Here is a 25667-nt window from a genome sequence, read left to right on the forward strand (position 1 = left end):
GAGGTCTAACGGGTATAATCGACAAGAAAGGAAGTGGCTTTATGTGGATCATTAAGACACAACATAAGAACGGGGATGGAGCAACAGTTGCCCTTGAGCTGGAAAGTGAAAACAGTCAATTCGATGTGAATGTTAGATGGGATGGATGTATGGAAGTTCATGTTTATTCTGTTACTGAAGAAAATCGTGAACTACATGATACTTTCCACACTTGTGATTTAAGGGGATTTATTGAAAAACTACAGTCTTTAAGTGGCGTGTGTGCGGAGTTTTTTGGCGAAGGAAGCTATTGGAATAAAAAAAATAACGATCAACCAGAACGTAAAAGTGAATAAATCACATGACTCCCACTTAAAAAAAAACTTTTCGTATGTTTTTGAAGTGGGAGAATTAAATTATTCTAATATACCTAATAATATATACTCCCTTTTCGTTACTCCGCCCGTTATTGGTAAATGGTTCACTCTTTGAGGGTGATATTTTATATCTTCGGATTACTTTTCCACCTTCAATTACGTAAAGCTCCTTAGTCCATAAATCAACCTTAATGTAAATTTTCTGCCTTTTTTCGCTATGGACCTCGCTAAATGGGGATATCGTTAACAACATGATGATTGTAATAAGAAAAAAATTATTTATTCTCCTTATTTTGTATTTCATCCGATTATAACTCCTGGTGTTCGTCTAAATAGGTTCCTAGATTCGATTGAAGGGAATATGGTAGGAAAGTCCATGCAGTCCACGCATAGATAGCGGTCAATCCTTAGAACTATACAGAAGAACTATACAGAGCCTTGTTAATCACATGATCCTCCTATTTCTTTTTTAGACGGTTGTACGAAGTCTCAATAAAAATAGGCCCTTCAATCAGTAACAACAACCTAACAGAGCTCATACTTTGTTGAGGAGAGTAGATGGATTTATCTGCTTCACAGCTATCTTTCTGATTACCTTCGTCCTACTCCCCTTTCCTGTTTCTGGTTACATCGTGGAAACAACCAATTTATAACAAGAGGATGGTGTGAAATGTATAATTTCCAAAATGAACTTCAAATGTTAGGTATGGATGATTTCGTGGCGGAAGAGGTGATGGTTTGGGATCCTCAAACCCAGACCTACATTATTAGTGATGCTCGTCAATGCGGTGGACGCTGCGGAGGACGTTGCGGTGGACAACAATGTTTTGGACGTTGTGGCGGACAGTGTTTTGGACGCTGTGGCGGACAATGTTTTGGGCGTTGTGGTGGACGTTGTTTTAACTGCTTTAGATGCTTTAACTGCTTTAGCTGCTTCAATTGCTGGGGCGGTGGTTTTGGAGGCACTTTCTAGCCCCCTAGCACAAAAAGGTGATGACCTAAGAAGAATGGACTGCCCCTGCATAATCTACTGCAGGGGCTCCTCTTTATGAAATGATCATAAGGGACAAATAGAAGTACATAAAATGATACTACGCCTTTAGGAACAACTCATGGATAAGGAGGGGTAGAATGGCAAATCTGAACGCTTCCTCGCGTCTCAAGGTGAAAAGAGACACGTTTTTTCTCCCTGATCCAAACGGGGGTGTGTATTTTAGGAATAACTCAATCTCATTTCGTATGAAAGGCAGCACCATCTATCAGTGGATTGAAAAGCTGATGCCAATGTTCAACGGTGAGCACACATTGGGAGAATTGATAGATGGATTACCGGCTCCATATCGGAACAGGGTGTATGAAATCGGAGAAATACTGTACAAGAACGGTTTTGTTCGGGATGTGAGCCAAGACTATCCGCATCAATTGGAGAGCAGGATTCTCAAAAAGTATGCTTCACAAATTGAATTTATAGAAAGTTTTGTCGATTCTGGTGCGTTCCGTTTTCAAGTATATCGTCAATCTGAAGTATTGGCAATCGGCTCTGGCCCTTTTTTCGTCTCATTGGTTTCTGCGTTGCTCGAATCTGGATTGCCTAAGTTCCATGTTCTTGTTACAGACTCGATGCCTACTAATCGGCTGCGGTTGAAGGAACTGGAGGAAAACGCCCGCAAAATGGACTCCGAAGTAGCAATAGAGGAGATCGCCCTACAGAGGGGAGCGGAGGGGATTTCTTGGCGAGAAGTGGTGCAGCCGTTTGAGTGGGTTTTATATGTCTCGCAGGATGGCAATGTAGAGGAGCTGCGGATTCTTCACGCAGTTTGCAGGGAAGAGAAGAAGGGGTTTCTCCCCGCCATATCTCTGCAGCAAGTAGGTTTAGCGGGTCCATTAGTACATCCGGACTCTGAGGGATGTTGGGAGTCCGCATGGCGTCGCATACACCGATCCGCGCTTCGCGAAGATCGGCCGTTGCAAACTTTTTCTTCAACAGCGGGAGCGATGTTGGCGAATGTGATTGTGTTTGAATTATTCAAAAAAGTGACAGGAGTGATGAAATCGGAACAGAGGAATCAATTTTTCCTCCTCGATCTGGAAACATTGGAAGGTCACTGGCATTCGTTCATCAAACATCCACTGGTGACGACTGAATGTGTGGCAGCTGAATTGGTTCAAGATCTTGATTTGAGTCTTAAACAGAATTCGCGTTGCGGTGATCCGAGCAGATTGTTTCATTATTTCAGTCAGTTGACATCCACAGAATCAGGAATTTTCCATATGTGGGAGGAAGGTGGCTTGACGCAGCTCCCGTTGGCCCAGTGCTGTGTTCAAACAGTGAACCCACTATCGGAAGAACCGGCTGAGCTTCTGCCTGAAGTTATCTGTGCAGGTCTAACACATGAGGAAGCGCGGAGGGAAGCGGGATTGACAGGGATTGAAGCGTATGTATCGCCAATGATAGATTTACTCGTTACGGCATCCTTAAACAACGAAGAAGAGGTTGGTATGATCACACCACAGGAATTTATCGGGGTCGGGGCAGGGGAAACGATCGCGGAAGGCATTTGCCGGGGATTGCAGAGATGCTTGGACGAGAAGCTGAGCAAACGACAGGTTAATCAAAGGGAACCGATTTTTCGGGTACGGTTGGATTCGATAGAAGACGAACATTGCAGATTTTATTTGCAGGCGCTGACTACGATGCACGGACCACCGACGATCGGCTTGGGAGAGAAAGTGTTAGGCTTTCCTGTCGTATGGGTCGGCACGAGCGGTCGCTGGTATGGAAGCGCTGGTTTGAATATCACAATGGCGTTGCGGAAAGCGTTAGAGCAGTCGCTTATGAACGCACAAAATCAAACAACTTCACACAGAATGCAAGCGCTGGACGATTCATCCATTCTTCTAAATGAAAAAGAGTCATTAAGCCTTGAGATTCCCGCTTGTGAAAAGATGACACAATTGGAGCTCTTGCAGTCCGCCATGCAGGTCTTGAAGCAAAACAGTATGCGGCTCTTCGTCTTTGATTTAGCGATAGAACCGTTTTTGAAAGAGGAACTGGCAGGAGTGTTTGGTGTGCTGTTACGAGAGGAGGAATCATGATGGATGCTTGCGTCTTGATTGTTGGAGAAGGAATATTGGCAGATTATGTGTATGAAAAATTGTCCGTTCAATATCAGGTAGTTCGGCAAATCGATTTCGAGGAAGAAGTTCCGGAAGAAACGGATTTTGCTCTGGTTTTACACGATGCTTGGCATCCCTCCGTTCATCACAAGGCCGAAGAGGTGTTGCGATCGTCAGGCATTCCATGGCTTCGGGGCTTCGTTTCATTTGGTGAGGGCGTGATCGGTCCGCTAGTTCACCCGAATACATCGGGATGCTCTCAGTGTGCTGACATTCGCCGCCTTATAGCGGGGTACGACCGTAATGAGATGTGGGAGCTGCAACAGAGGATGGCGATACAAGGAGAAATACAGCGTGATGCATGGGCATCACGAACAGGACTTTTGCAGATGGCTCACCTGATCTGCATGGAGACGCAGAGGGTGTTAGAAGGCAGTCATGCCCAATTAGAAGAAAGGTTGTTCCTAATCAACCTGAAGACATTAAAGAACTCATGTCACTTCTTTCTGCCCGACCCGTTATGTCCTGTATGCGGTCAATTACCTGACGATTCGCCGACAGAAGCCCGAATATCGCTGCAACCAAGTCCGAAGATCAGCCCTGACAGTTACCGTTGTCGATCGATAGAGGATTTGAAAAAAGTTTTGGCCAAAGACTATCTAGATAACCGAACAGGAATCATGAATGGGAAAATGCATCATTTCACGCTGCCGTTCGCCGATGTCATTGTAAATATGCCATTGTTTATGGGGGACGAGGGAGTAGCAGGCCGGACTCATTCATATGAGCTTAGCGAGTTAACCGCTATTTTGGAAGGCTTGGAGAGATATTGTGGTATCGAACCTCGTGGCAAACGGACGACGATTCATGACAGTTACCGAAACCTGGAAGATAAAGCGCTCAACCCTGCAACGGTAGGATTGCATGCGAAGGAACAGTATGCGCGGCCTGATTTTCCGTTCAAACCGTTTCATCCTGAGCGTCCGATGAATTGGGTATGGGGCTATTCGTTTTTACAAGAGCGTCCGATTTTGGTTCCAGAGCTGCTCGCATATTACAGCTTGGGCTGTGGGGACGGCTTTGTCTATGAAACTTCCAACGGATGTGCATTAGGCGGAAGTTTAGAGGAAGCAATTTTCCATGCCATTTTGGAAGTGGTCGAACGTGATTCATTCTTGATGACTTGGTATGCGCAGCTGCCTCTTCCGCGTCTTGATCTTAGTTCCGCTAACGATAAAGAATTGCAGTTGATGGTCGACCGTGTACGTGTGGTGGCGGGATATGATCTGTATTTTTTCAACTCGACGATGGAGCACGGGATTCCAAGCGTCTGGGCCGTGGCGAAAAACAGGAAGCAAGAGGGAATGAATCTCATCTGTGCTTCCGGAGCTCATCCGGACCCCATACGTGCGGTGAAAGGCGCGATTCACGAGTTAGCAGGCATGATGCTCACGCTTGACGAGAAATTGGAGGCAAACCGAAAGGAATATGAGAAAATGTTACACGATCCGTTCTCAGTACAACAGATGGAGGATCACGGCATGCTGTACGGTTTGCCGGAAGCAGAGGAGCGCCTGCGATTTTTGTTGGATGAAAATCGTCCGATGCGAACGTTTGCAGAGGAATTTAAGCGTCCAAAGAAGAGTGCAGACTTGACTGATGACCTGCAGGACATTCTTCAGAAGTTTCGACGATTGAACCTCGAGGTAATTGTAGTGGACCAGACAACCCCCGTAACGAAACGAAACGGATTATATTGCGTGAAAGTGCTGATTCCGGGAATGTTGCCGATGACATTTGGGCATCACCTTACCCGCGTGACCGGTCTCGAGAGGGTGCTCCGGGTACCAATGGAACTCGGGTATACGAAACAACCGCTCACGCTTGAACAACTTAATCCACATCCCCATCCGTTCCCATAGGAGGCAGGAGGGATGAAACTAGAGACATTTTTACACAATCTTCATTTTGACGTCGATAAGATTGTACCGCCAGATTGGGAAGTGGATTGGGAAGATGCACCGCTTGCATATAAGCTGTACCGTAATTTACCCGTGATTCCGCTTTCTTCAGAAGTGCCGTTAACGCTCGAGGGAAGGAAAGCGTCTGGAAAACTCGGGCTAGAAGAAATAGGTCATTTTCTCTGGTACGTATTCGGCCTTACTCAATTTTGCCAGTTAGCTTTTTCTATGGATTCCACGGAACAAGCGGTAAATCTCATGCAGTTGTACCGGCGGTTTGTTCCCTCCGGAGGGGCGTTGTATCCAAATGAATTATACGTGTATTTGAAGATGAAGGATGTTCCAAATGGAGTGTACCATTACGATTTGGCACACCATCGCTTGGTGTTGTTGCGAGAAGGCAATTTCGATTCCTATCTAACTAAGGTCCTGGGCAATCGATGTGACGTTTCAGCTTGTTTCGGTGTTGTTTTTGTATCGACAATGTTTTGGAAGAATTTTTTTAAATACAATAATTTTGCCTACCGTCTGCAAGGATTGGATGCTGGTGTGCTAATCGGGCAGCTGTTGGAAGTAGCAAAACGGTTCGGCTTCGCATCGTCAGTGTATTTCCAATTTCTTGATAAGGCCATCAACCATCTGCTTGGACTATCCGAACAGGAAGAAAGTGTATATGCGGTTATTCCATTATCTGTGGATTCTTCAATCACTTGGTTTGATAACGATCATAACTTAGAAAAAAGCGTCTCTGCCACTGAATTGTGCCGAGAATTGCCGGCAGTTCAGCACCATTACTATGTCCGGTCACGGAGGATTATTGATTATCCGATGCTGAGAAAAATGAATGAATCATCGATGTTGGAATCACCGCGATCGTTTCGGCAGATTCAGGGAGAGAAGAACGTTACCTGTGGGATGCAAGCGGTAGTTCTGCCTTACGCGAAGCGATTATCGTATGATCTGGCGTCAGTCTGCCAGAAGCGACATTCACCAGATATGGATTTTGTTTTGGGAAAGGTAAGTCAAGAACAATTGGCCGCTTTGTTACAAGAGGCGACGCTTTCTTTTTCGTATCGAAATGATTTAGATGGAGAGCATGAGGAACCGAAGTCCCGTGTCTCACTGTATGGCTGTTTTTATAACGTTGAAGGTGTTCCAGATGGTGCTTACTACTATGACAGTGCTGCACATGCGTTAGGGCGGATACGTTTCGGAGATTATCGACACTTCCTGCAATCCGGAATGTCAATGGACAATGTTCATCTGTTCCAAGTACCACTCTGTCTACATGTGGTGGGAGACAAGGATCACCTCAAAATGGAATTAGGGTACAGAGGATATCGCATTCAACAAATGGAGGCGGGTATGCTTGTGCAACGACTGCTTTTGGCGGCGTCTGCCATGGGAATGGGCGGGCACCCGCTCCTCGGATTTGATGTGAACCCATGTGATAAACTTTACGAGATCGATTCGAAAGGGAAAACAAGCTTAATCCAGCTCCCAGTCGGTCACTACCGCCCTCGCGCCTGGTTAAAAGGGAGTTTGCGCAGCTAGGAGAGACAAGAGTAAAGCTTAGATTTTAATTGAGGTGATAACAGTTTGGCCACATGACCACTTAATGATCACACACTTAAGTTTTCTTTTATAAATACATTGAGTTTCAATTCAGCAGATCGATAATGTGCTAAATGGTGCATTACTTCTACAAGCAGGAAGTAATGTTTTTTTTGTTGAAACAATGGGCAGTTTGGTTTAAGAGATGAACCTCTCCCACCTACATGTTGTTTAGAGGTGGGAGACTTCTCGGTGAACATGTTAAATATCAAAAAAATCAAAATTATGTTATAATTACTAAAAAGTTTAGGAGAATTGAGTAATAACGTAGTAATAATTCTTTATTTAACATCGAGGTGTAGTGTGAAATGAAAAATGTCATAAGCATGAAAAATGTGTCCTTGATAAGAGAAAATCGAGTTATTTTAAAGGACATAAATTGGGAAGTAAAAGAAAAGGAACACTGGGTCATATTAGGTTTAAACGGTTCAGGAAAAACATCCATATTAAATATCGTAACAGGCTATCAATATCCGACAAAAGGGGAAGTTTCTGTTTTAGGACATAAATTCGGGAAAACGAACTTGCCTGAGCTTCGAAAGCAAATCGGATTTGTCAGTAGTTCTCTTGACCGTTTTAATCAAACGTTAAGATCGGAAACAGTAGAGGATATTGTGATAAGCGGAAAATTCGCTACGATCGGATTATACGAAAATGTGACCGATGAGGATCGAGAACAGGCTGAACAGCTAATGACATCTTTCCGAATCGATCATTTAAAAGGGAAAACGTATGACACATTATCAGAAGGAGAAAAAAGAAAGGTACTTATTGGAAGAGCATTAATGGCAAAGCCAAAATTGCTTATATTAGACGAACCGACCGTAGGATTAGACATTTTAGCAAGGGAAGACATTTTATCATTAACGAAAGAAATTATTGCACATCAACAATGTCACGTACTGTATGTCACTCATTATATTGAAGAAATTATAGAAGAGATGACACACGTATTATTGTTAAAAGAGGGCCAAATTGTAGCTGCAGGACAAAAAGAGGAAGTATTAACAGATGAATGTTTATCAAAGACGTTTCAATTGGCGATGAAAGTTCATTGGGAAAATAATCGGCCATGGGCTTCTATACATAAAAATATGGATTGGACAAAATTGGCGAAGACAGAATCAAAATAAATAAAGGAAACTTAGGAGTGCCAAGTTTCCTTTATTGCTTTATAGCAGCAGAACACACAGGATTGGCTCGAGGAGTAAGAGAACAAAAAGCTAAAAGAAGGAGGGAAAATTTGATGAAAAAATATCTTCTCATCATGATCGGCATCATTTTTCTTCTAACAGGCTGTTTAAAACAAGAAGAAAACAGTCCTCAAAATGTACAACAAACAAATAAAAACGATAATATGGAAATCATTGCTCAAGATTTACGTGTGCCATGGGCGATCGACTGGGACGGGACATCTTTTTATATTTCAGAGCGGACTGGCTCCATTGTGAAAATTACAGGCGATGAAAAAATTAGACAGAAGCTGCATTTAGAAAAGAAGCTTTCAACGGCATCGGAAGCTGGTGTATTAGGTTTTGTGCTTCATCCCGAGAAAAAGAATGATGCTTTTCTTTACTATACATATGAGGATGAAAACGGACAATTTAATCGCGTTGTAGAAATACGGGAAAAAAATAATGAATGGTTTGAGGAAAAGGTTTTGCTTGACCACATTCCAAGCGGAAGCTTTCACCATGGCGGAAGAATAAAAATCGGACCGGACAAAAAACTGTACATCACAACGGGAGATGCTACAGATGCGATGATTGCTCAAGACAAAACATCTCTTGGCGGAAAAATTTTACGAATGAATCTCGACGGCACAATACCGAACGATAATCCTTATCCCAACTCCCTTGTCTACAGCTATGGACACCGCAACCCACAAGGCTTGGCATGGGATGAAACAGGTCAGCTTTATAGCTCGGCTCGGAGCATGGCTCAATTGCGCATGACGAAATCAATCTGATTAAACCGAAAGGAAATTATGGATGGCCTTTTATTCAAGGATATGAGACGAAAGAGGGGATGATCACACCATTGTTCCATTCAGGCGATCATACTTGGGCGCCATCTGGAATTGCCTATCATCAAGGGATTTTGTATGTTGCACAACTGCGGGGGGAAGGGATTTTAGCGTTCGATTTAAAAAATAAAACATATAAACAAATTGTTTCCAATGTAGGCCGCGTGCGGGATGTATTCATATTGGAAGATCATTTATTTTTTGTCACAAACAACACGGATGGAAGAGGGACGCCGGTCAAACATGATGACAAATTAATCAAAATTCCAATCCCGAAAGCCATTTGACGCGAAAAATATCTATGGAACCGGGAGGCCAAGCCGATTAAAATCGACTCCTGCATGTTTAGAGAATAAAAAATTTACCCTTACGCACATACTTATGTATAGAAAGGAGGATGTCTTATGAGTAAATGGAATGAAGAAAGCGCACCAAACAACAACTTATCTGCAGCTGATATTAAAAATTCTAAATTCCAAACAGAGCATAAGTTTTCAGAAGAATTATCAGATGGAATGGAAAGAAACAAATACATAAAAGACCAACAAAGCAAAAAATAATGAAATATCCCTTTGGAGGTATTTACTTTTTTTACTACGTGCATCCTATCCATTGTCATTTGTTCTCGAAAGAAGCAAGATTTATAAATACCAAAAGCTACCTTACCATTGTTATAAGGTAGCTTTTCTTTTTTGTTTAAAATAAACGAATTATCATTCTAAAGACCAGACATTTTTTGTTTAAAAACAACATAGTTTTCATTTACCTAAAAATATAAAGTTAAGACATGAAAGCGTTCTCGATGGATGACAAATTAAGAGGGTGAAATGCTGTGAGTCTCCAATCAAACAAGATGAGTCAAATTCCTCCTTATATGTTTGCAGAACTTAGCAAGAAAAAAGCACGTTTAATTAAAGCAGGAATTGACGTGATCGATTTGGGAATAGGCGACCCTGATTTACCTACGCCAGAGCATATTGTTGACAAATTAATTGAAGAAATACGTCGTCCTGAAAACTCAAAATATCCTAGCTTTATTGGAAATTCTGAGTTTAGAAAAGCTGTAGCCAATTTTTACAAGCGCCAATTCAATGTAGATGTAGACCCTGAAACAGAGGTACTGGCTTTAATAGGATCTAAAGAGGGGATTGCTCATATCGTTCCTACCATTATAAACCCAGGTGATTATGTGCTAGTTCCAGATCCCGGATATCCGCCGTATCGAATGGCGACTTATCTCGCAGAGGGAAAAGTGTATAATATGCCCTTGCGAAAAGAGTTTAATTTCCTTCCAAAATTTAAGGATATTCCGGATGAGGTTTTAGATTCAGCTAAGCTAATGTTCTTGAATTATCCTAGTAATCCGACAGCTGCTACAGCGAACCTTGAGTTTTTTGAAGAAGCCGTTTCATTCGCCCGCAAATTCAATATCGTAATTGCACATGATTCAGCCTATAACATGATCACATTTCAAGATTACAAAGCTCCGAGTATTCTTCAAGTCAAAGGTGCAAAAGATGTAGCTGTAGAATTCGGGTCTTTATCGAAAACATACAGCATGACTGGATATAGGATTGGATATGTTGTTGGAAACAAAGAAATGATTAAGGCATTATCGATCTATAAAAGCAACACCGATACAGGTCAGTTTACCCCCATTCAATTAGCAGCAGCCCATGCTCTAAATGGAGATCAAACGTGCATTAGAAAACACAACGATATTTACTGGGAACGAATGAAGGCAATGATTGAAGGTCTTAAAACGATTGATATTCATGTCGAACCACCTAAAGGATCGTTTTTTATTTGGGCAAAAACCCCTAAGGGATACACATCAAGTGAATTTGCAGAGAGCGTACTAGAACAAGCCGGAGTCATTATTACACCTGGTCATGCATTCGGTCCATCCGGAGAAGGATATTTTAGAATTTCTCTATCCCTTCCAAATGATATTCTTTACGAAGCGATTGACCGAATAAAGAAAAAAGTGAAAATTACTCCAAAATGAGAGGAGATAATCAATGAATAATCACACTGTAGTAAACGAAAGATTTAAAGGAAATGACCGTGGCGATGTGAAGAGCTATTTAAATTTTATCGATGGCGAGTGGGTTCCTTCCGTTTCAGGTAAATTTTCCACCAATGTTAATCCGGCAACGGGAGAAATTTTAGGAAAAGCGCCTCAGTCTACAAAAGAAGATGTAGATCGTGCGGTTCTTGCTGCTAAAAAAGCTCAAAAATCTTGGAGGCTGGTACCAGCTCCCGAAAGAGCTGAAGTTCTCTATGAAGTTGCAAGATTATTAAAAGAGAGAAAAGAAGAACTTGCTCAAATCTTGACGAGTGAAATGGGAAAAGTGATTAGCGAAGCAAGAGGAGAAGTTCAGGAAGCAATTGATATGGCTTATTATATGGCTGGAGAAGGGCGCCGACTTTTTGGAGACACCGTTCCGTCAGAGCTTAGAAATAAATTTGCAATGAGTGTTCGAGTTCCAGTAGGAATTGCTGGTCTTATCACTCCTTGGAATTTCCCTATTGCCATTGCATCTTGGAAATCACTACCTGCATTAGTGGCAGGAAATGCAGTTGTGTGGAAACCAGCTTCAGAAACACCATTCATCGCTGGAGAATTTGTGAAAATTTATCAAGAAGCAGGGTTGCCAAAAGGACTGATGAACCTTGTATTTGGCAGCGGTGGAGTGGTAGGAAACGCAATTGTAGATCATCCGGATATTGACATCATATCATTTACGGGTTCAAATGAAGTTGGACGACAAATCAATGAACGTGCTGGTCGATTACTAAAACGTACATCCCTTGAAATGGGCGGAAAAAATGCAGTGACTGTTCTAGAAGATGCAGATCTTGATCTTGCTGTAGATGGAATCATCTGGAGTGCATTTGGTACATCCGGTCAAAGATGTACGGCATGTAGCAGAGTAATTGTACATGAAGCAGTAAAAGAAGAACTAGAGCAAAAATTAGTCAAACGCATTGCAGAATTAAAAATAGGCAATGGCCTTGATGAGGAAGTAAATGTGGGTCCAGTTATTAATCGCTCCTCTCTACAAAAAATTGATAAGTATGTGAAAATCGGGATAAAAGAAGGAGCTAAACTCCTTTGCGGAGGGAAAATTTTGACTGACGGTGAATTAGAGAAAGGTCATTATTATGCACCAACCCTCTTTACAGATGTTAAACCATCAATGACGATTGCAAAAGAAGAGATTTTTGGTCCGGTCACTTCCATCATTCCGGTTAAAAGTCTAGAAGAAGCAATTGAAGTGAACAATAGCGTTGAATTCGGTCTTTCAAGTTCTATTTTTTCTCGTGATGTGAATCGAGTTTTTCAAGCAATGAGAGATTTTGATACAGGAATTGTATATGTGAACGCTGGCACAACCGGGGCAGAGATTCACTTGCCTTTTGGCGGTACAAAAGGCACAGGGAATGGACACCGAGATTCTGGGGTAGCCGCTCTTGATGTCTATACGGAGTGGAAATCCATTTATGTAGATTACAGCGGAAAGTTACAAAGAGCTCAGATTGATAATAAATAAAATCATCATCCCCTCTTCTTTTTCTGCGAAAGAAGGGGGGATTTCATATTTTCAATTCTTTATAGCTTTGAATCGCTGCATGTAAGAGCATACAATGTTCAAAATTACTTGTATCAAGAGAGGTTAATTCATTAATTTTTTCAAGACGATAAATGATTGTATTCCTGTGAATGAACATATTTCTAGCAGCAACGCTCAAGTTCATATTATATTTGCAATACATCATAAATGTTTCTGCCAATACTTCATAATGATCTTGTTGTGTTAAAGGAGAAATTAATTTAATTAATTTATTTCGATATTCGGATGATAATTCTTTTGGAAGCAATCTTAATAATGTTTCAGGTTCATTGTAAAAATAGATGGGGATTTTTTGTTCAGATTTTTTTCCTATATTCATCGCTTTTTTCGCATTACTGTAAGACTCAGCAATTCCTTTTATTCCAGAATTGATATCACCTACCGAAATGGATGCGGAAACCTTATATTTTGTTTCTAAAAAAGCATTTAATCTTTGAATTTTTTGTTCGAGATTTTCTTGTAATCGTGAGAATGATCGTTCAGTGGGGAGAGATTTGATTACAATAAAGCGTTCTATATTTAAAAATGAAATAATATCATTTTTTGATTCATGGAAAAGCAGGTGAAGAAAGTTAAGCACTTCTCTTTGAAAATATTGGAGGGGAAAACTGCCAAAAAATTCCTCATTCGATTTTTCGGATGAAATTTTTTTAGAGAGTGATTGAATATCAACTAACAAGCATACTTTGTTGCTTTGCAAATCATAGTCAAGCAACTTTGCATATTGATAAATATGATCACATTCATCATTTTCCCTAAAATGGATAATTTGATGGACAAACACTTCAATCATTTTCTCTTTTAACTCAACCATTTCTTTTCTAAATGCATCCTGACACATCATTTCAACTTGATTTTTTACTAGATGTACATATTTTTCTACTTCCCTAGGTTCTCCAACAATCCCTAGAACACCGATGACATGATTATTAAAATTCAAAGGTACGGATATGCCGGGGAGAATCTCCTTTTCAATTTCATTTTTACAATATACCATACGGTTGTTCTTAATGACGTCAAGTGAGGGCCTATGAAATATTCCGATTCTGCTTTTATCAGTCGCCCCAATGATGTATCCTTCATTATCAGTTATGCTGATCGGATATTTTAAAACCTCACTTGTTTTTTCAACAATTTCTTGAGCGATATGTTTAAGAATCTTCATCGATATGCCTTCCTTTCTTTTTTCCATAGATAAAAAAGGCATGTAAGCACAAAAATTTTTTCTATGGTGCAAAAAAAACAAAAATCATCACTTTCATTATAAGAATTTTTGGTGAAAATATACATATTATTAAGAATCTTTTTAATTTACAATCAATCTACCCTTCAAAAAGCGAACTCTTTTCCATGATTTCTTTAAAAGGGAGGTATATTTCATGCCAAACCAAGAATTTCGAGTAAGTAATAAACTGAGCGAAGCACATACTCTACCTGCCTGGCTTTATAGAGATCCTGAAGTATTGGAAGTAGAAAAACGAGAAATTTTCAGCAAGTCTTGGCAATACGTCGGGCATATTAGTCAATTTAAAAAGCCGGGAGACTATATAACAACTGAAGTCGCAAATAAACCGATTATTGTAATATGCGGCAACGATGGCGAGATCCGTGCATTTTTTAATGTTTGTACGCACCGTGCGGCTAAATTGCTAGAAGGGGAAGGAAATAAATCGATTATTACTTGTCCTTATCATGCATGGACTTTCAAGTTAGATGGTTCGCTTAACAGAGCTCCGAACATGAAAGGTGTAGAAAATTTTGATTACGGTGACTTTTGTTTAAAAACAATAAGAATAGAAATATTGGAATCTTTTATTTTTGTGAACCTCGATCCAAATGCTCCCCCCATGTCGACGCAATTCCCTAATTTATTCCACCATGTTCGAAAGTACAATTTAGAAAATTTGAAAAGAGTAAGAGTAAAGGAAACTATCTGTAAGTCTAATTGGAAAATCGGAATTGACAACTATTTGGAGTGTGATCATTGTTCCATTGTTCATAAAACACTCGTTTCCAAGCTAGACATGAACCAATATGAGATGGAAGTGTATGATTATTATTCCTATCAAGGGGCTCCTTTAAAAGGAAAAACGAATGAATTTGGTTTAGGTCAAGGCGGACGTTATTATTGGTTGTATCCAAATACTTGGTTTTCATTTGATCCAGGTCCGGCTAATGTTTCCATTCATCAATCCATTCCAATTGATCACAAAACGACAAAATATATATATACCACGTTTTTTATGACTGATCAGATGAGTAAAGAAGAACAAGAGTTAATGGCCATTGATGAATTGGTCCGTCAAGAAGATCTTGAAATTTGTGAAGCTGTCCAAAAAGGGATGGATACAGGGGCATATAAACAAGGAAGATTTTCTCTTACAGAGAATCTCGTTCATCATTTCCAATTACTCATTCAAAAAGACTTAGAAACGTTTTTGCCTATAAAATCAGCTAATACTCCCACCACATCATAAAAAAATGGTCCCAGTTTCTTTGATCACCTTTATGTAAACGCTTTCTAAAGATGGATGACAAAAATTAAATTGGAAGATAGGTGAATGTTCAATGGGAATGAATCAAGAAAACCATGTAAAGTTAAATCGCTCTATGAAGAGCAGACACTTATTTATGCTTTCCTTAGGCGGTGTTATTGGAACGGGACTATTTTTAGGCTCCGGGTATGCAATTGGAGAAGCGGGGCCAGCAGGGGCGATACTGGCTTATCTTGTTGGTGGATTGTTAATGTACTTAGCAATGGTTTGTCTAGGAGAATTATCCGTTGTCATGCCTGTCTCAGGATCGTTTCAGGCACATGCCACTAAATATATAGGACCGGCTACTGGCTTTGTAATCGGCTGGGTATACTGGTTAAGCTGGGCAATGTATGTTGGTCTTGAATTTGTAGCAGCCGGTGTACTCATGAAGAGATGGTTTCCAGATGTTCCAGTTTGGATATGGTGTGCTTTATTCATCATCCTTCTTTTTTCAATTAATTCGCTCGCCACAAGAAGTTTTGCAGAGACGGAGTACTGGTTTGCAGGAATTAAAGTCATTACCGTCATTCTTTTCATCATTGTCGGTCTAGGGGCTGTTTTTGGAGTATTAAATATGGATGGGCAACCTGCACCGTATTTCGCTAACTTTTTTGGAGATGGATTATTTCCAACAGGGTTAACTGGTGTTTTTATCTCCATGATGACTGTCATTTACGCGTTTCAAGGCTCTGAAATTATGGGCGTCGCTGCAGGAGAAACAGAAGATCCACAAAAAAATATCCCAAAGGCGATTCGTAATATCGTTGCCCGTATTCTATTGTTTTATGTTTTAGCCATTTTTGTATTATCTGCCATTGTTCCTTGGAAAGAAGCCGGAGTTCTAGAAAGTCCTTTTGTAACGGTTTTCGATATGGTTGGTATTCCATACGCAGCTGATATTATGAATTTTGTTATTTTAACGGCCATTTTATCTGTAGGAAATACAGGACTTTATGCTTGTACCCGTATCATGTATTCTCTTTCTGAAAACGGGATGGCTCCTTCAATCTTTAGAAAATTAAACAAACGCGGCGTTCCATCTTATGCGCTTTTGATTACGCTAGGATTTGCATTACTTTCCTTACTAACGAGTATAGTAGCAGAGGATACACTTTTCGTTGTTTTACTTGCAGTAAGCGGAATGGGCGGTACCTTAACTTGGATGGCCATCGGTTTGGCACAATATAGATTCCGAAAGCAATATATTCGAGATGGCGGAAAATTAGAGGATTTGCAATATAGAGTACGGTTCTTTCCGCTTGTGCCATTTCTTTGTATCGCTATGTGCTTATTTATATTCATATTCATGGCGTTCGATCCGACACAAAGGGCATCACTCTTTTGGGGAACTGGTTTTATAGCCGCTTGTTATTTGTATTATTACTTGTTCTACACAAGAAAAAAAGCAGCTTTATCGAATCTCACAAATACTCAAACCAATCCAACTGTAAAAGAAGAGAATTAGTCCTTAAATAACGATGCACAGCTATCCGAATAGATAACTGTGCATCAGTGAGGGGGAAGGTTGATGGTGAATTATAAAAGTAATGAAAGCTATGATGTAATCGTAATCGGAGGAGGATTTTCAGGGTTGACTGCCGCTCGTGAACTTCGTTTTCTTGGTCATAAAGTACTTCTACTGGAAGCACGTGACAGACTAGGCGGCCGCACTTGGGTTGATACTCGTCTTAATTCTAAGCTCGAAATGGGAGGGACGTATGTTCATTGGTTTCAACCCCACGTATGGACGGAAATCACTCGTTACGGATTAGAAATTGTATCAGGCCCAAAAGCAGAAAAAGTTTATTGGATTTCAAACGGAAAGTCTCATCAATCAACGATTAGTGATTACAAAAATAAACTTAAAAGTACGGTAGATCGGTTAATGAGTGAAAGTCATAAATACTTGCCGTTACCTTATGATCCTCTTCATTCACCATTAATAAAAGAAATCGATGGAGTAACCGCTGAAGAATTTATGAAAGATTTTGGTTTAACACAGGAAGAGTATGATATTTTACACGGATGGGTGGCTTCTGACTTCTGTGGAGCACCTGCAGAAGGTGCTGTCACACAAATCTTTCGTTGGTGGGTTTTCTCGCAGGGAAATTGGAACAATCATAGCGCTATGATTTCCACATACAGACTGAAGGAAGGAACGAAAGCACTGATTGAAGCGATTGCTGCAGATGCGAAAGCCGAAATAAAGCTTTCAACAATTGTGAGAAGTGTGGAACACAACCATGAAGGTGTGATCGTAACCGATCATAACAATTTCCAATATAAAGCGAAAACGGTCATTGTGACAGTGCCACTTACAACTCTTCAAAATATAAAATTTAATCCTGCTTTATCTTTGGAAAAACTAGCGTCGTCAATGGAAGGGCAAACTTCAAAGGGTGTGAAGGTTTGGGCACGAGTGAAAGGAAAATTAGAGCCATTTGATGCATTGGCACCAGGGAATTATCCGTTAAATTCTGTTCATTTAGATAGATTCGTAGATGGAGACAGCATTCTTGTTGGATTTGGCCCAAGTGCAGCCATGCTTGATCCAAACGACCGAGAAGCAGTAGAAAAGGCGTTACAACATTGGATTCCTGAAATTGAAGTTATTGAAAGTACCGGGCACGATTGGGTAAACGATGAATTTTCAAGGGAAACTTGGCCGATGCTTAAACCGAATCAGCTTACCACTTATTTTGAAGAGTGGAATACTCCTGAGAACCGCGTATATCTTGCAGGCACAACGTATGCGAAAGGTTGGGCAGGATTCATTGATGGCGCCATTGAGAGCGGGCTAACCGTAAGCAGAAGAGTGCATAAACATCTTACTGGTGAAAACACTTGTAATTAAGGAAATTACAAGTAAGTAATAATTGAAATTAATCAAGGTGTTCTTATAAGGACACCTTCTTTGCTCCTTCATGCAAAATAAACAATTATTGTTCTGAAATTTCTGTCTTTTTCGTTTGAAATGCACATAGATTTGAAAGGTGATGGTTTTCATAATGAAAGTATCGAAAAAGATGAAAAGTTTAATAAATGAAACGAAAAGGAGGAGCGGAAAATGACGATGCACTCCATCACCTCAAGTAAATTAAAAACTCCAGAAGAAGCCATCGACTTAATTCAAGACGGCGATACTCTTTTAGTTGGCGGATTCGGTTTATGCGGTACACCTCTTACATTAATTGATGCGATTGCAATGCAAACGAAAGCGATGAATCTTACTGTTATTAGTAACAATCTCGGCGAAGCGGGAAAGGGATTAGGAAAATTATTACGCACGGGCCACATAAAGAAAGCAGTCGGTTCCTATTTCACTTCCAACCGCGACGCAGTGAAAGCTTGGAAAAACGGCGAATTAGAAATAGAGCTTATTCCGCAAGGCACACTTGCTGAAGCAATTCGAGCAGGTGGAGCCGGTATTGCAGGATTTTACATTAAAACAGGTGTCGGTACTGAATTAGCCAAAGGAAAAGAGGAAAGGATCTTTAACGGAGAAAGATACATTTTAATAGAAGGAATTACCGCCAAAGTCGCACTTATTAAAGCATGGAAAGCAGATACTCTAGGAAATCTCATATATTCGAAATCTGCGAGAAACTTTAATCCGATGATGGCCACTGCTGCTGAGTTGGTAATTGCTGAGGTAGATGAAATCGTTCCTGTTGGAGAACTGGATCCAGAAAGGATCGTAACTCCTCATAACTACATTGATGTTATTGTTGAAAGCCGATACGAAAAGTCAGGTGGGATATATGTTGAAAAAAAATCATGATTACAGAATTCGAATTGCGAAACGGATTGCGAAAGAACTTACTGCAGGAATGGTTGTTAATCTTGGTGTTGGAATTCCAACGCTAATTCCAGATTTTTTAGATCCAAACCAGGGAGTATTTCTACAGTCTGAAAACGGAATACTTGGCATGGGACCAACCCCCGCTGATGAAGAAATTGATATGGATTGCATCAGTGCAAGTAAACATCCCGTCACGCTTGATTTAGGCGCTTCTATTTTTTCGAGTTCCGATTCGTTCGCTATGATTCGAGGCGGCCATATCGATGTAGCTGTATTGGGGGCTTTGCAAGTAAGCGAAAAAGGAGAAATTGCTAACTGGGCCGTGCCTGGAAAAGACATTCTTGGAGTCGGAGGAGCAATGGACCTTGTTCCAGGGGCAAAAAAAATTATTATCGCCATTACTCATCTAACAAAGGACCATTCTCCAAAGCTAGTAAAAGAGCTAACATATCCAAGTAGCGGCATTCGTTCAGCAGAAATGATTGTAACGGAAAAAGCTGTATTTTCGATCAAAGATGGTGTGATGGTGTTAGAAGAAATAGCAGAGGATACATCATTAGAAGAAATCATGGCAACCACAGAAGCAAGGTTCCAAATCGCAGAAAATCTTAAATACATGCACGTGTAAGAGGTGGAAATTTATAAAATTGCTAAATGGAGAATGTCGCACCGATTACATTTACAAAATGACAACCGAGAAGGACGATCTGCAATCGTTAAGTTTAAAAGAAAAGGAGTCATTAGATGACAAAGCCAAAAATCCTACAGATTCTTTCTATGTATCATGAAGAAGGAGAAAAAGTGCTTCAAGAGGGAGCTGAAGTCATTCGTACGGATGAATATGATCCATCTTCCATTTGCAAAATGGTTCGTGAAGTTGAAGGCATCGTTCTGCGTGCGCCTGCAAAAATCACAAAGGAGATTATAGACGCCGCTCCTAAGTTAAAGGTGATCTCTGGAGCCGGTGTTGGTTTAGATAATATCGATGTTAAATACGCAACTCAAAAGGGCATACCGGTATTACATGCACCTGCCGTTAACAACGTATCAACGGCGGAGCATGCTGTCATGCTGATTATGGCTTTAAGCAAGGGGCTGATCCCTTTTCATTCAGCGATGAGCCAAGGAAACTATGATTCTAGGACTCATCTTGAATCGTTTGAACTGAAAGGAAAAAGAGCTGGAATTGTCGGTTTTGGAAGCATAGCGAAAGAAGTGGCAAAAAAGTTAAAACTAGGATTAGAAATGGATGTTATCGTTTGGGTGAGACAATACGACAAAACAAAACATTCCTTGGCCGAAGAGCTAGGCCTCACGGTAACCACTGATCTTGAGTTTCTTATTAAAACATCCGATTATATTTCCCTGCATATTCCATTAACAGAAAATACGAAGGGATTGATTAATAAGTACTACTTTCAGCTTATGAAACCCACAGCCTACTTAATTAACACGGCAAGGGGAGGGATCGTGAATCAGGACGATCTTTATGAAGCTCTTCAAAACGGGATCATTGCTGGAGCTGCTTTAGATGTTTTTGACCCTGAGCCGCCTCCAAAAGACTTGCCTTTACTCTCACTGCCAAACATCATCGTAACTCCGCATGTTGGTGGAACCACGGTGGAAAGCAACCTCATTATGGCCACAACGGTTGCAAGAAATATTTTAAAAGCCCTAGCAGGTGAAAAACCAGATTTTATAGGGAATCCAGAAGTCTACCAAAAAACAATGTAATGGAGATGTTCGATTCATGAGAAACTATTCAATCGCATTAATTCCAGGTGACGGAATTGGAGTTGACGTCATAAGAGAAGGAAAAAAAGTATTAGATACAGCCTGTGAAATTGACGGAGGAATCTCGATTCAATACGAACAATTTGATTGGAGCTGCGAGTATTACTTAAAGCATGGAAAGATGATGCCGGATAACGGTCTTGAAATACTTAAAAACTTTGATTCTATTTATTTAGGAGCGGTCGGCTATCCAGGTGTTCCAGATCATGTTTCATTATGGGGGCTGCTGCTTCCGATCCGTCGGCAATTCCAGCAATATATTAATATTCGTCCTGTCAAATTGCTGCGTGGAATCAAATCACCGCTAGCAAACAGAGGTGTGGAAGACCTAGATTTTATCGTCATTCGCGAGAACAATGAAGGAGAATATTCTAGTATCGGCGGGCGTATGTACGAAGGTACTAATATGGACATGGCCATTCAAAATAGTGTGTTTACAAGACATGGGGTTGAAAGAGTATTACGATATGCTTTCAATCTTGCAAATCAACAAGGGAAAAGAAAACGCTTAACAGCTGCTACAAAATCAAATGGCATTAATCATACCATGCCGTTTTGGGATGAGTATGTCCAAAAAATCAATAAAGAGTTTCCAGATGTTAAAACAGATATCATCCATATTGATGCTCTTTGTGCGTTTTTCGTAACAAAGCCAGATGTATTTGATGTCGTTGTTGCTTCTAATTTATTTGGGGATATCCTGACGGATTTAGGAGCAGCAATTATTGGAGGATTGGGAATTGCACCTTCAGCAAACATAAATCCAGAAAAGAAATTCCCTTCCATGTTTGAACCTGTTCATGGTTCAGCGCCTGATATTGCTGGAAAAGGAATTGCCAATCCAACGGCAGCGATATGGTGCGCGAGCATGATGCTTGAACATTTTGGAGAAAACAAACTTGCAAAAGCAATCATGGAGGCGCTTCAGGATGTTCTCGAGGAAGGAAGAATTGTTACACCAGACCTTGGTGGAAATGCTACAACTGAAGAATTTGGCGAACAGGTTTGTAGAAGACTGAGAGAAAATTATGGATGAAGAACGCATCGCAAAAAAAGGATTGGGAACGAATTTGGAACAAGATAAAAGTTAGCCGCATCAAAAGCACTTATTAAGCTAAAGGGTGTAAGAGTGACAACAGGAGTTGCATCAGCAACTCCTGTTCTTATTCAAGAAACTTCCATCATCTGTGGTGAAGCTCGCTTCATGGTTGGTTAACGTGTTGATTGGTAAATTACAGACATTTATGGCGGGTTTATGTTAAAATATGGTTATATCATAAGAGGGGGGAGAAAGTTGGGAGAAATTAAATATATAAAAATAAACGCCCTTTTACTACTTGCGATCATACCTCTTTCCGTTGTTGGTTATTTATTTGCAGTCTATGACGAATCTTTGTTTTTCCTATATGAATGGCTTCTTATGTTACTAATTTTAGTTTCAACGATTTTATCAATCATAAGCATTGTTAAGATTAAGGGTAATTTAAAGTGGGTCTCTATTTCCATTTTAGCCTTTCTTGTTCAATTTTTAGTTCTCAGTTTGTTCTTAGGCCCTTTTACCGAGTACAGTTTATTTTCTGTATTTTATATCGTTACATTCTTTGCTATTATGATTTTTATTGCAACCTTCAGGAAAGTTGAAAAATTCAAATTCCTACCGGTGATTTTTATAATCGTCTCGATCATATTCACGTTTTATATGTTATTTTTAAATAGTTTATGGGGAAGAGGATTTTAGTTAAGTTTCTTTTATTATCGTGCCGCGATATTCAAATTGTTGAAATAAAAGAAAGCCAAAATGATGAAGAAGAGACACTATTGAAAGTAAATAATGCCCATCTACATCTTGCTAACTTTACAATGAAAAGGCATTAGGGCGATTCCTAGTGCTTTTTCATTGTATGAAAATTATGAAAATAAGGAGTGGCTTCTAATATGAACATTCGCAGTTTTCGCAAAGAGGATTGGTTGCAAGTGAAAGAAATTTACGAACAAGGAATTGCAACAGGTTTTGGACATTAACTGCGGGAATTTTCCCTGAAAACATACCAAGTTTACGTTTACATCAAAGTGTTGGATTTCGTGAAGTTGGTATACGACAACGTATAGGAAAGTTAAATGGTGTATGGCGTGATGTTGTATTGCTCGAACGTCGTAGTCAAATCGTAGGTATAGATTGAGAATTATTTTTAATCATGAAGCAAACAAAAGAGGGATATTGCAGTTGAAACGGCAAAAGAAGAGTGGAAAAAATACTCTTGTCACCGTAAGCGTTCAAAACTTTTAAGGACTTTTCAATTAAATGCTAAACAAAAGAGTCAGCGTAAGCCGACTCTTTTTTAAGTCCCACCGTCACGATCCCTCTCAAAACCGTTTTGTCATCATCCGCTCCCACCACTTCCACGGCAGTACATTTTTCAGAAAAATTCCTAATTTCACGCCTTTGCCAACCGGATACCGCAATTTCGGAGAGGGAGACTTTGCCACTTGCACAATCTGTCGGATCACTTCATCCGGAGCAGGTGCCGTCTCAGCAACCTGATTGACATATTTCAAAATCGCCTTCATCTCTTTCGCATAAGGAGAATTCGGATGGATCGTTACCGCTCCCAACCCTTTTGACCAGATATCTGTTTTATAGGATCCCGGTTCAATCAAAACTACATGAACGCCATACGGCAGCATCTCCAAACGCAAAGACTCGCTGAATCCTTCCACCGCAAACTTGGATGCCACATAAGGTCCCATAGAAGGGAATCCGATCCGTCCACTGATACTGCTTATATTCACAATCTTGCCGCTTCTGCGTTCCCTCATCGACGGCAAAACCGCTTTCGTTACTGCCACCAAACCGAAAAAATTGGTTTCAAATTGCCGTCGCCATTCTTCAACAGCAAGTTCCTCCGTGAATCCGCCCGCTGCATAACCCGCATTGTTCACCAACAGATCAATTCGTCCGTAACGGTGAATTACATCCTGAATCACAGTTTCCACGGCGGAAAAATCGGTCACATCCAATTGAACAATCTCAATCCGATCTGTTACCCCCGCTTCTTTAGCCGCCGCTTCCAGCCGTCCTCTGTTATCCAAGTTTCTCATTGAAGCCAGCACGCGATAGCCTTCGCCGGCAAGTGCCACACTCGTCAACAAACCAAAGCCGCTTGAAGCTCCTGTAACAAACGCAACAGGTTGATTGTCAAAAGTTTGATTCACAAGATCCCCCTCCAATTTCTCTACTCCTCTTAATGATAACATTGGGCTCTTTAAAAAGAATAATGTAGTTTAACAGTCAATAGTCATGCAATGATGCGGTTATAATGAATCGTTCATGCAGAAATGGAAAGATTGAGAAGAAACGATGGATTAGCCTTCATCTTCCCGTTATGGTGGTATTCATTACCGGCGATGGTAAAAGGATATATAGACCGGGTATGGAACTATGGCTTTGCTTATGGAGAAGCGCGCCTTCCACACAAAAAGGTGTTGTGGATTCCGCTTGTCGGGGAGACGGAAGAAAGTCTTAAAAAAAGAAATTTCGATACGATGATTTCCCATTATTTGAATGTTGGTTTAGCTGGCTATACCGGCATTCCTCAGTCTGAAGTGGCATTTCTGTATAATACGTTAGCTGAAGATCTTGAAAACGAAGAGGAAATCAAAAAACATTATGAAAGTCTTTTCAATCGAGCGTATGAGCTAGGGAATACATATAGCCATTCATTAACTGAAAAATAATCATGGTGAGAATGGTGTACCAAACCGATTCGAAATTGTAAAAAGCTATCTTATCTACCAAAATCATCCTTTAATTTTTCTGAAAAATTGAGAATAAAATAGAATTACGAACCGATTAGTATTTAAAAGTAAAAGACCAATTTGCAAGATCGATTAAGGGAAAAAGATGGAAATTTAATCGATTTGTGATCATATTATTAAAAAAGAAAAGAATGGTTTCAGAGAAAGGATGATCTGCTTGAAAGCGATTAGTGTCATTGGAGCTGGCACAATGGGGAGAGGAATTGCCTATACATGTGCCGCTCATGGGTTTCATGTGACAGTCCACGACATAGAAGAAAAAGCGCTAAAAAGCTGTGAAAATTATATAGAAGAACAGTTTCAAAAAGCAATTGAAAAAGGAAAGATATCGGAATTTGATGCTGAAAGGGCAAAAAACAGTATTGTGTATACAACAAACATAAAGCAAGCGGCTCAATCAGCTGATTTAATTATCGAGGCTGTATTGGAAATCATGGATCTAAAAATAAGAATATTCAAAGAATTAGATCAATACACCAAACCGGAAACGATCTTGGCGACAAATACATCGACAATGAGTCCGACAGAAATTGCCGCCCAAACAAACAGACCCGACAAATGTATTGCTTTACACTTTTTTAACCCTGTTCCAAAAATGAAATTAATTGAAGTGATATGCGGATTAGAAACATCAGAAGAAACGGTGGAAAAATGTTTTGCCTTCGGGAAAGCAATCGGAAAGGAATGTGTAAAAATTAATGAATTTCCTGGCTTTGCCGTAAGCCGCATGAACTGCCTGATCGGAAATGAAGCGATGAACATGGTGATGGAGGGTGTCGGAAGCGTTGAAGATATCGATAAAGCGATTAAACTCGGTTTAAATCATCCGATGGGGCCGCTGGAATTAGCTGATTTAGTCGGCTTAGATACGAGATTGCGAAACATGGAGTATCTCTATCAAACATTAGGAGAAAAGTATCGCCCTTGTCCATTATTAAGAAAGTATGTGAAAGCCGGTTGGTTAGGCAAAAAAACAGGAAAAGGATTTTATGAATATAAGTAAAGA

General features: G+C 40.3%; 21 protein-coding genes and 2 pseudogenes. 21 read left to right on the top strand and 2 right to left on the bottom strand.

Annotated elements, in window-relative coordinates:
* Nucleotides 1–41: 41 nt before the first annotated feature.
* The 10 genes and pseudogenes from EDD69_RS11480 to EDD69_RS11520 all read left to right on the top strand — a co-directional run bounded on the left by EDD69_RS11480 (nt 42) and on the right by EDD69_RS11520 (nt 12631).
* Nucleotides 42–335: a hypothetical protein gene (locus tag EDD69_RS11480; protein WP_132949101.1), complete on the top strand. Its 294-nt coding sequence runs from the start codon at nt 42–44 to the stop codon at nt 333–335.
* Between the two features lie 727 nt (nt 336–1062).
* Complete coding sequence (locus EDD69_RS11485; RefSeq protein WP_424565363.1) at nt 1063–1329, top strand: heterocycloanthracin/sonorensin family bacteriocin; 267 nt, start codon at nt 1063–1065, stop codon at nt 1327–1329.
* A 158-nt stretch (nt 1330–1487) separates the two neighbouring features.
* Complete coding sequence (locus EDD69_RS11490) at nt 1488–3452, top strand: putative thiazole-containing bacteriocin maturation protein (protein WP_132949103.1); 1965 nt, start codon at nt 1488–1490, stop codon at nt 3450–3452.
* Nucleotides 3452–5395, top strand: a complete 1944-nt coding sequence (locus tag EDD69_RS11495; protein WP_132949104.1) for a TOMM precursor leader peptide-binding protein — start codon at nt 3452–3454, stop codon at nt 5393–5395. Before EDD69_RS11490 ends, EDD69_RS11495 begins: the two co-directional genes overlap by 1 nt.
* Nucleotides 5396–5407: 12 nt before the next feature.
* Nucleotides 5408–6988: a SagB family peptide dehydrogenase gene (locus EDD69_RS11500; RefSeq protein ID WP_132949105.1), complete on the top strand. Its 1581-nt coding sequence runs from the start codon at nt 5408–5410 to the stop codon at nt 6986–6988.
* Nucleotides 6989–7356: 368 nt separating this feature from the next.
* Nucleotides 7357–8181, top strand: coding sequence for an ABC transporter ATP-binding protein (locus EDD69_RS11505; RefSeq protein WP_132949106.1), 825 nt, complete (start codon nt 7357–7359; stop codon nt 8179–8181).
* Nucleotides 8182–8294: 113 nt separating this feature from the next.
* A pseudogene (locus EDD69_RS11510) lies at nt 8295–9361 on the top strand (PQQ-dependent sugar dehydrogenase).
* A gap of 117 nt (nt 9362–9478) precedes the next feature.
* The gene (locus tag EDD69_RS15410; protein WP_165871785.1) at nt 9479–9634 is read left to right on the top strand and encodes a hypothetical protein; all 156 of its coding nucleotides are present in this window, start codon (nt 9479–9481) and stop codon (nt 9632–9634) included.
* Nucleotides 9635–9906: 272 nt separating this feature from the next.
* The gene (locus tag EDD69_RS11515; protein WP_132949107.1) at nt 9907–11082 is read left to right on the top strand and encodes an LL-diaminopimelate aminotransferase; all 1176 of its coding nucleotides are present in this window, start codon (nt 9907–9909) and stop codon (nt 11080–11082) included.
* 67 nt (nt 11083–11149) lie between these two features.
* On the top strand, nt 11150–12631 hold the full coding sequence (locus EDD69_RS11520) for an aldehyde dehydrogenase family protein (protein WP_132949149.1): 1482 nt from the start codon (nt 11150–11152) through the stop codon (nt 12629–12631).
* A 43-nt stretch (nt 12632–12674) separates the two neighbouring features.
* Here EDD69_RS11520 and EDD69_RS11525 read toward each other — a convergent pair whose 3' ends face one another.
* The gene (locus EDD69_RS11525; RefSeq protein ID WP_132949108.1) at nt 12675–13877 is read right to left on the bottom strand and encodes a CdaR family transcriptional regulator; all 1203 of its coding nucleotides are present in this window, start codon (nt 13875–13877) and stop codon (nt 12675–12677) included.
* A 214-nt stretch (nt 13878–14091) separates the two neighbouring features.
* Between EDD69_RS11525 and EDD69_RS11530 the strand changes: the two genes are divergently transcribed.
* The 9 genes and pseudogenes from EDD69_RS11530 to EDD69_RS15820 all read left to right on the top strand — a co-directional run.
* Nucleotides 14092–15189, top strand: a complete 1098-nt coding sequence (locus EDD69_RS11530) for an aromatic ring-hydroxylating oxygenase subunit alpha (protein WP_132949109.1) — start codon at nt 14092–14094, stop codon at nt 15187–15189.
* Between the two features lie 91 nt (nt 15190–15280).
* The gene (locus EDD69_RS11535) at nt 15281–16714 is read left to right on the top strand and encodes an amino acid permease (RefSeq protein ID WP_132949110.1); all 1434 of its coding nucleotides are present in this window, start codon (nt 15281–15283) and stop codon (nt 16712–16714) included.
* Between the two features lie 63 nt (nt 16715–16777).
* Entirely contained in the window at nt 16778–18103 is a 1326-nt protein-coding gene (locus tag EDD69_RS11540; RefSeq protein WP_132949111.1) for a flavin monoamine oxidase family protein, read from the top strand.
* A 213-nt stretch (nt 18104–18316) separates the two neighbouring features.
* The gene (locus EDD69_RS11545) at nt 18317–19030 is read left to right on the top strand and encodes a CoA transferase subunit A (protein WP_132949112.1); all 714 of its coding nucleotides are present in this window, start codon (nt 18317–18319) and stop codon (nt 19028–19030) included.
* Entirely contained in the window at nt 19014–19679 is a 666-nt protein-coding gene (locus tag EDD69_RS11550) for a 3-oxoacid CoA-transferase subunit B (protein WP_424565360.1), read from the top strand. The genes EDD69_RS11545 and EDD69_RS11550 overlap by 17 nt, the downstream gene beginning before the upstream one ends.
* A 116-nt stretch (nt 19680–19795) precedes the next feature.
* Nucleotides 19796–20785: a hydroxyacid dehydrogenase gene (locus EDD69_RS11555; RefSeq protein WP_132949114.1), complete on the top strand. Its 990-nt coding sequence runs from the start codon at nt 19796–19798 to the stop codon at nt 20783–20785.
* Between the two features lie 16 nt (nt 20786–20801).
* On the top strand, nt 20802–21881 hold the full coding sequence (locus tag EDD69_RS11560) for a tartrate dehydrogenase (protein WP_132949115.1): 1080 nt from the start codon (nt 20802–20804) through the stop codon (nt 21879–21881).
* Nucleotides 21882–22139: 258 nt separating this feature from the next.
* A complete protein-coding gene (locus EDD69_RS11565; protein ID WP_132949116.1) occupies nt 22140–22583 on the top strand; it encodes a hypothetical protein in 444 nt (147 codons plus the stop codon).
* Between the two features lie 271 nt (nt 22584–22854).
* Nucleotides 22855–23025, top strand: a pseudogene (locus EDD69_RS15820) (N-acetyltransferase family protein); the annotation flags it as partial.
* Between the two features lie 184 nt (nt 23026–23209).
* Here the strand turns inward: EDD69_RS15820 and EDD69_RS11575 are convergent.
* The gene (locus tag EDD69_RS11575) at nt 23210–24058 is read right to left on the bottom strand and encodes an oxidoreductase (RefSeq protein ID WP_132949117.1); all 849 of its coding nucleotides are present in this window, start codon (nt 24056–24058) and stop codon (nt 23210–23212) included.
* A gap of 123 nt (nt 24059–24181) precedes the next feature.
* Between EDD69_RS11575 and EDD69_RS11580 the strand changes: the two genes are divergently transcribed.
* Both EDD69_RS11580 and EDD69_RS11585 read left to right on the top strand, forming a co-directional pair.
* The gene (locus EDD69_RS11580) at nt 24182–24580 is read left to right on the top strand and encodes an NAD(P)H oxidoreductase (RefSeq protein WP_424565361.1); all 399 of its coding nucleotides are present in this window, start codon (nt 24182–24184) and stop codon (nt 24578–24580) included.
* A 238-nt stretch (nt 24581–24818) separates the two neighbouring features.
* Nucleotides 24819–25664 carry a 3-hydroxyacyl-CoA dehydrogenase family protein gene (locus EDD69_RS11585; RefSeq protein ID WP_132949118.1) on the top strand — a complete coding sequence of 282 codons (846 nt, stop codon included), beginning with the start codon at nt 24819–24821 and terminating at the stop codon, nt 25662–25664.
* Nucleotides 25665–25667: the final 3 nt, after the last annotated feature.

The sequence above is a fragment of the Thermolongibacillus altinsuensis genome (assembly GCF_004341205.1).
In the GTDB taxonomy this organism is placed as follows: Bacteria; Bacillota; Bacilli; order Bacillales; family Anoxybacillaceae; genus Thermolongibacillus; species Thermolongibacillus altinsuensis.

Excerpts from the sequence above, each read along its gene's own strand:
- EDD69_RS11580 (WP_424565361.1), top strand. The coding sequence starts at position 24,182 with ATGGAAAGATTGAGAAGAAACGATGGATTAGCCTTCATCTTCCCGTTA.
- EDD69_RS11500 (WP_132949105.1), top strand. The coding sequence starts at position 5,408 with ATGAAACTAGAGACATTTTTACACAATCTTCATTTTGACGTCGATAAG.
- EDD69_RS15410 (WP_165871785.1), top strand. The coding sequence starts at position 9,479 with ATGAGTAAATGGAATGAAGAAAGCGCACCAAACAACAACTTATCTGCA.
- EDD69_RS11485 (WP_424565363.1), top strand. The coding sequence starts at position 1,063 with ATGGATGATTTCGTGGCGGAAGAGGTGATGGTTTGGGATCCTCAAACC.
- EDD69_RS11490 (WP_132949103.1), top strand. The coding sequence starts at position 1,488 with ATGGCAAATCTGAACGCTTCCTCGCGTCTCAAGGTGAAAAGAGACACG.
- EDD69_RS11525 (WP_132949108.1), bottom strand. The coding sequence starts at position 13,877 with ATGAAGATTCTTAAACATATCGCTCAAGAAATTGTTGAAAAAACAAGT.
- EDD69_RS11505 (WP_132949106.1), top strand. The coding sequence starts at position 7,357 with ATGAAAAATGTCATAAGCATGAAAAATGTGTCCTTGATAAGAGAAAAT.
- EDD69_RS11540 (WP_132949111.1), top strand. The coding sequence starts at position 16,778 with ATGGTGAATTATAAAAGTAATGAAAGCTATGATGTAATCGTAATCGGA.
- EDD69_RS11495 (WP_132949104.1), top strand. The coding sequence starts at position 3,452 with ATGGATGCTTGCGTCTTGATTGTTGGAGAAGGAATATTGGCAGATTAT.
- EDD69_RS11535 (WP_132949110.1), top strand. The coding sequence starts at position 15,281 with ATGGGAATGAATCAAGAAAACCATGTAAAGTTAAATCGCTCTATGAAG.
- EDD69_RS11530 (WP_132949109.1), top strand. The coding sequence starts at position 14,092 with ATGCCAAACCAAGAATTTCGAGTAAGTAATAAACTGAGCGAAGCACAT.
- EDD69_RS11480 (WP_132949101.1), top strand. The coding sequence starts at position 42 with ATGTGGATCATTAAGACACAACATAAGAACGGGGATGGAGCAACAGTT.
- EDD69_RS11560 (WP_132949115.1), top strand. The coding sequence starts at position 20,802 with ATGAGAAACTATTCAATCGCATTAATTCCAGGTGACGGAATTGGAGTT.
- EDD69_RS11555 (WP_132949114.1), top strand. The coding sequence starts at position 19,796 with ATGACAAAGCCAAAAATCCTACAGATTCTTTCTATGTATCATGAAGAA.
- EDD69_RS11545 (WP_132949112.1), top strand. The coding sequence starts at position 18,317 with ATGACGATGCACTCCATCACCTCAAGTAAATTAAAAACTCCAGAAGAA.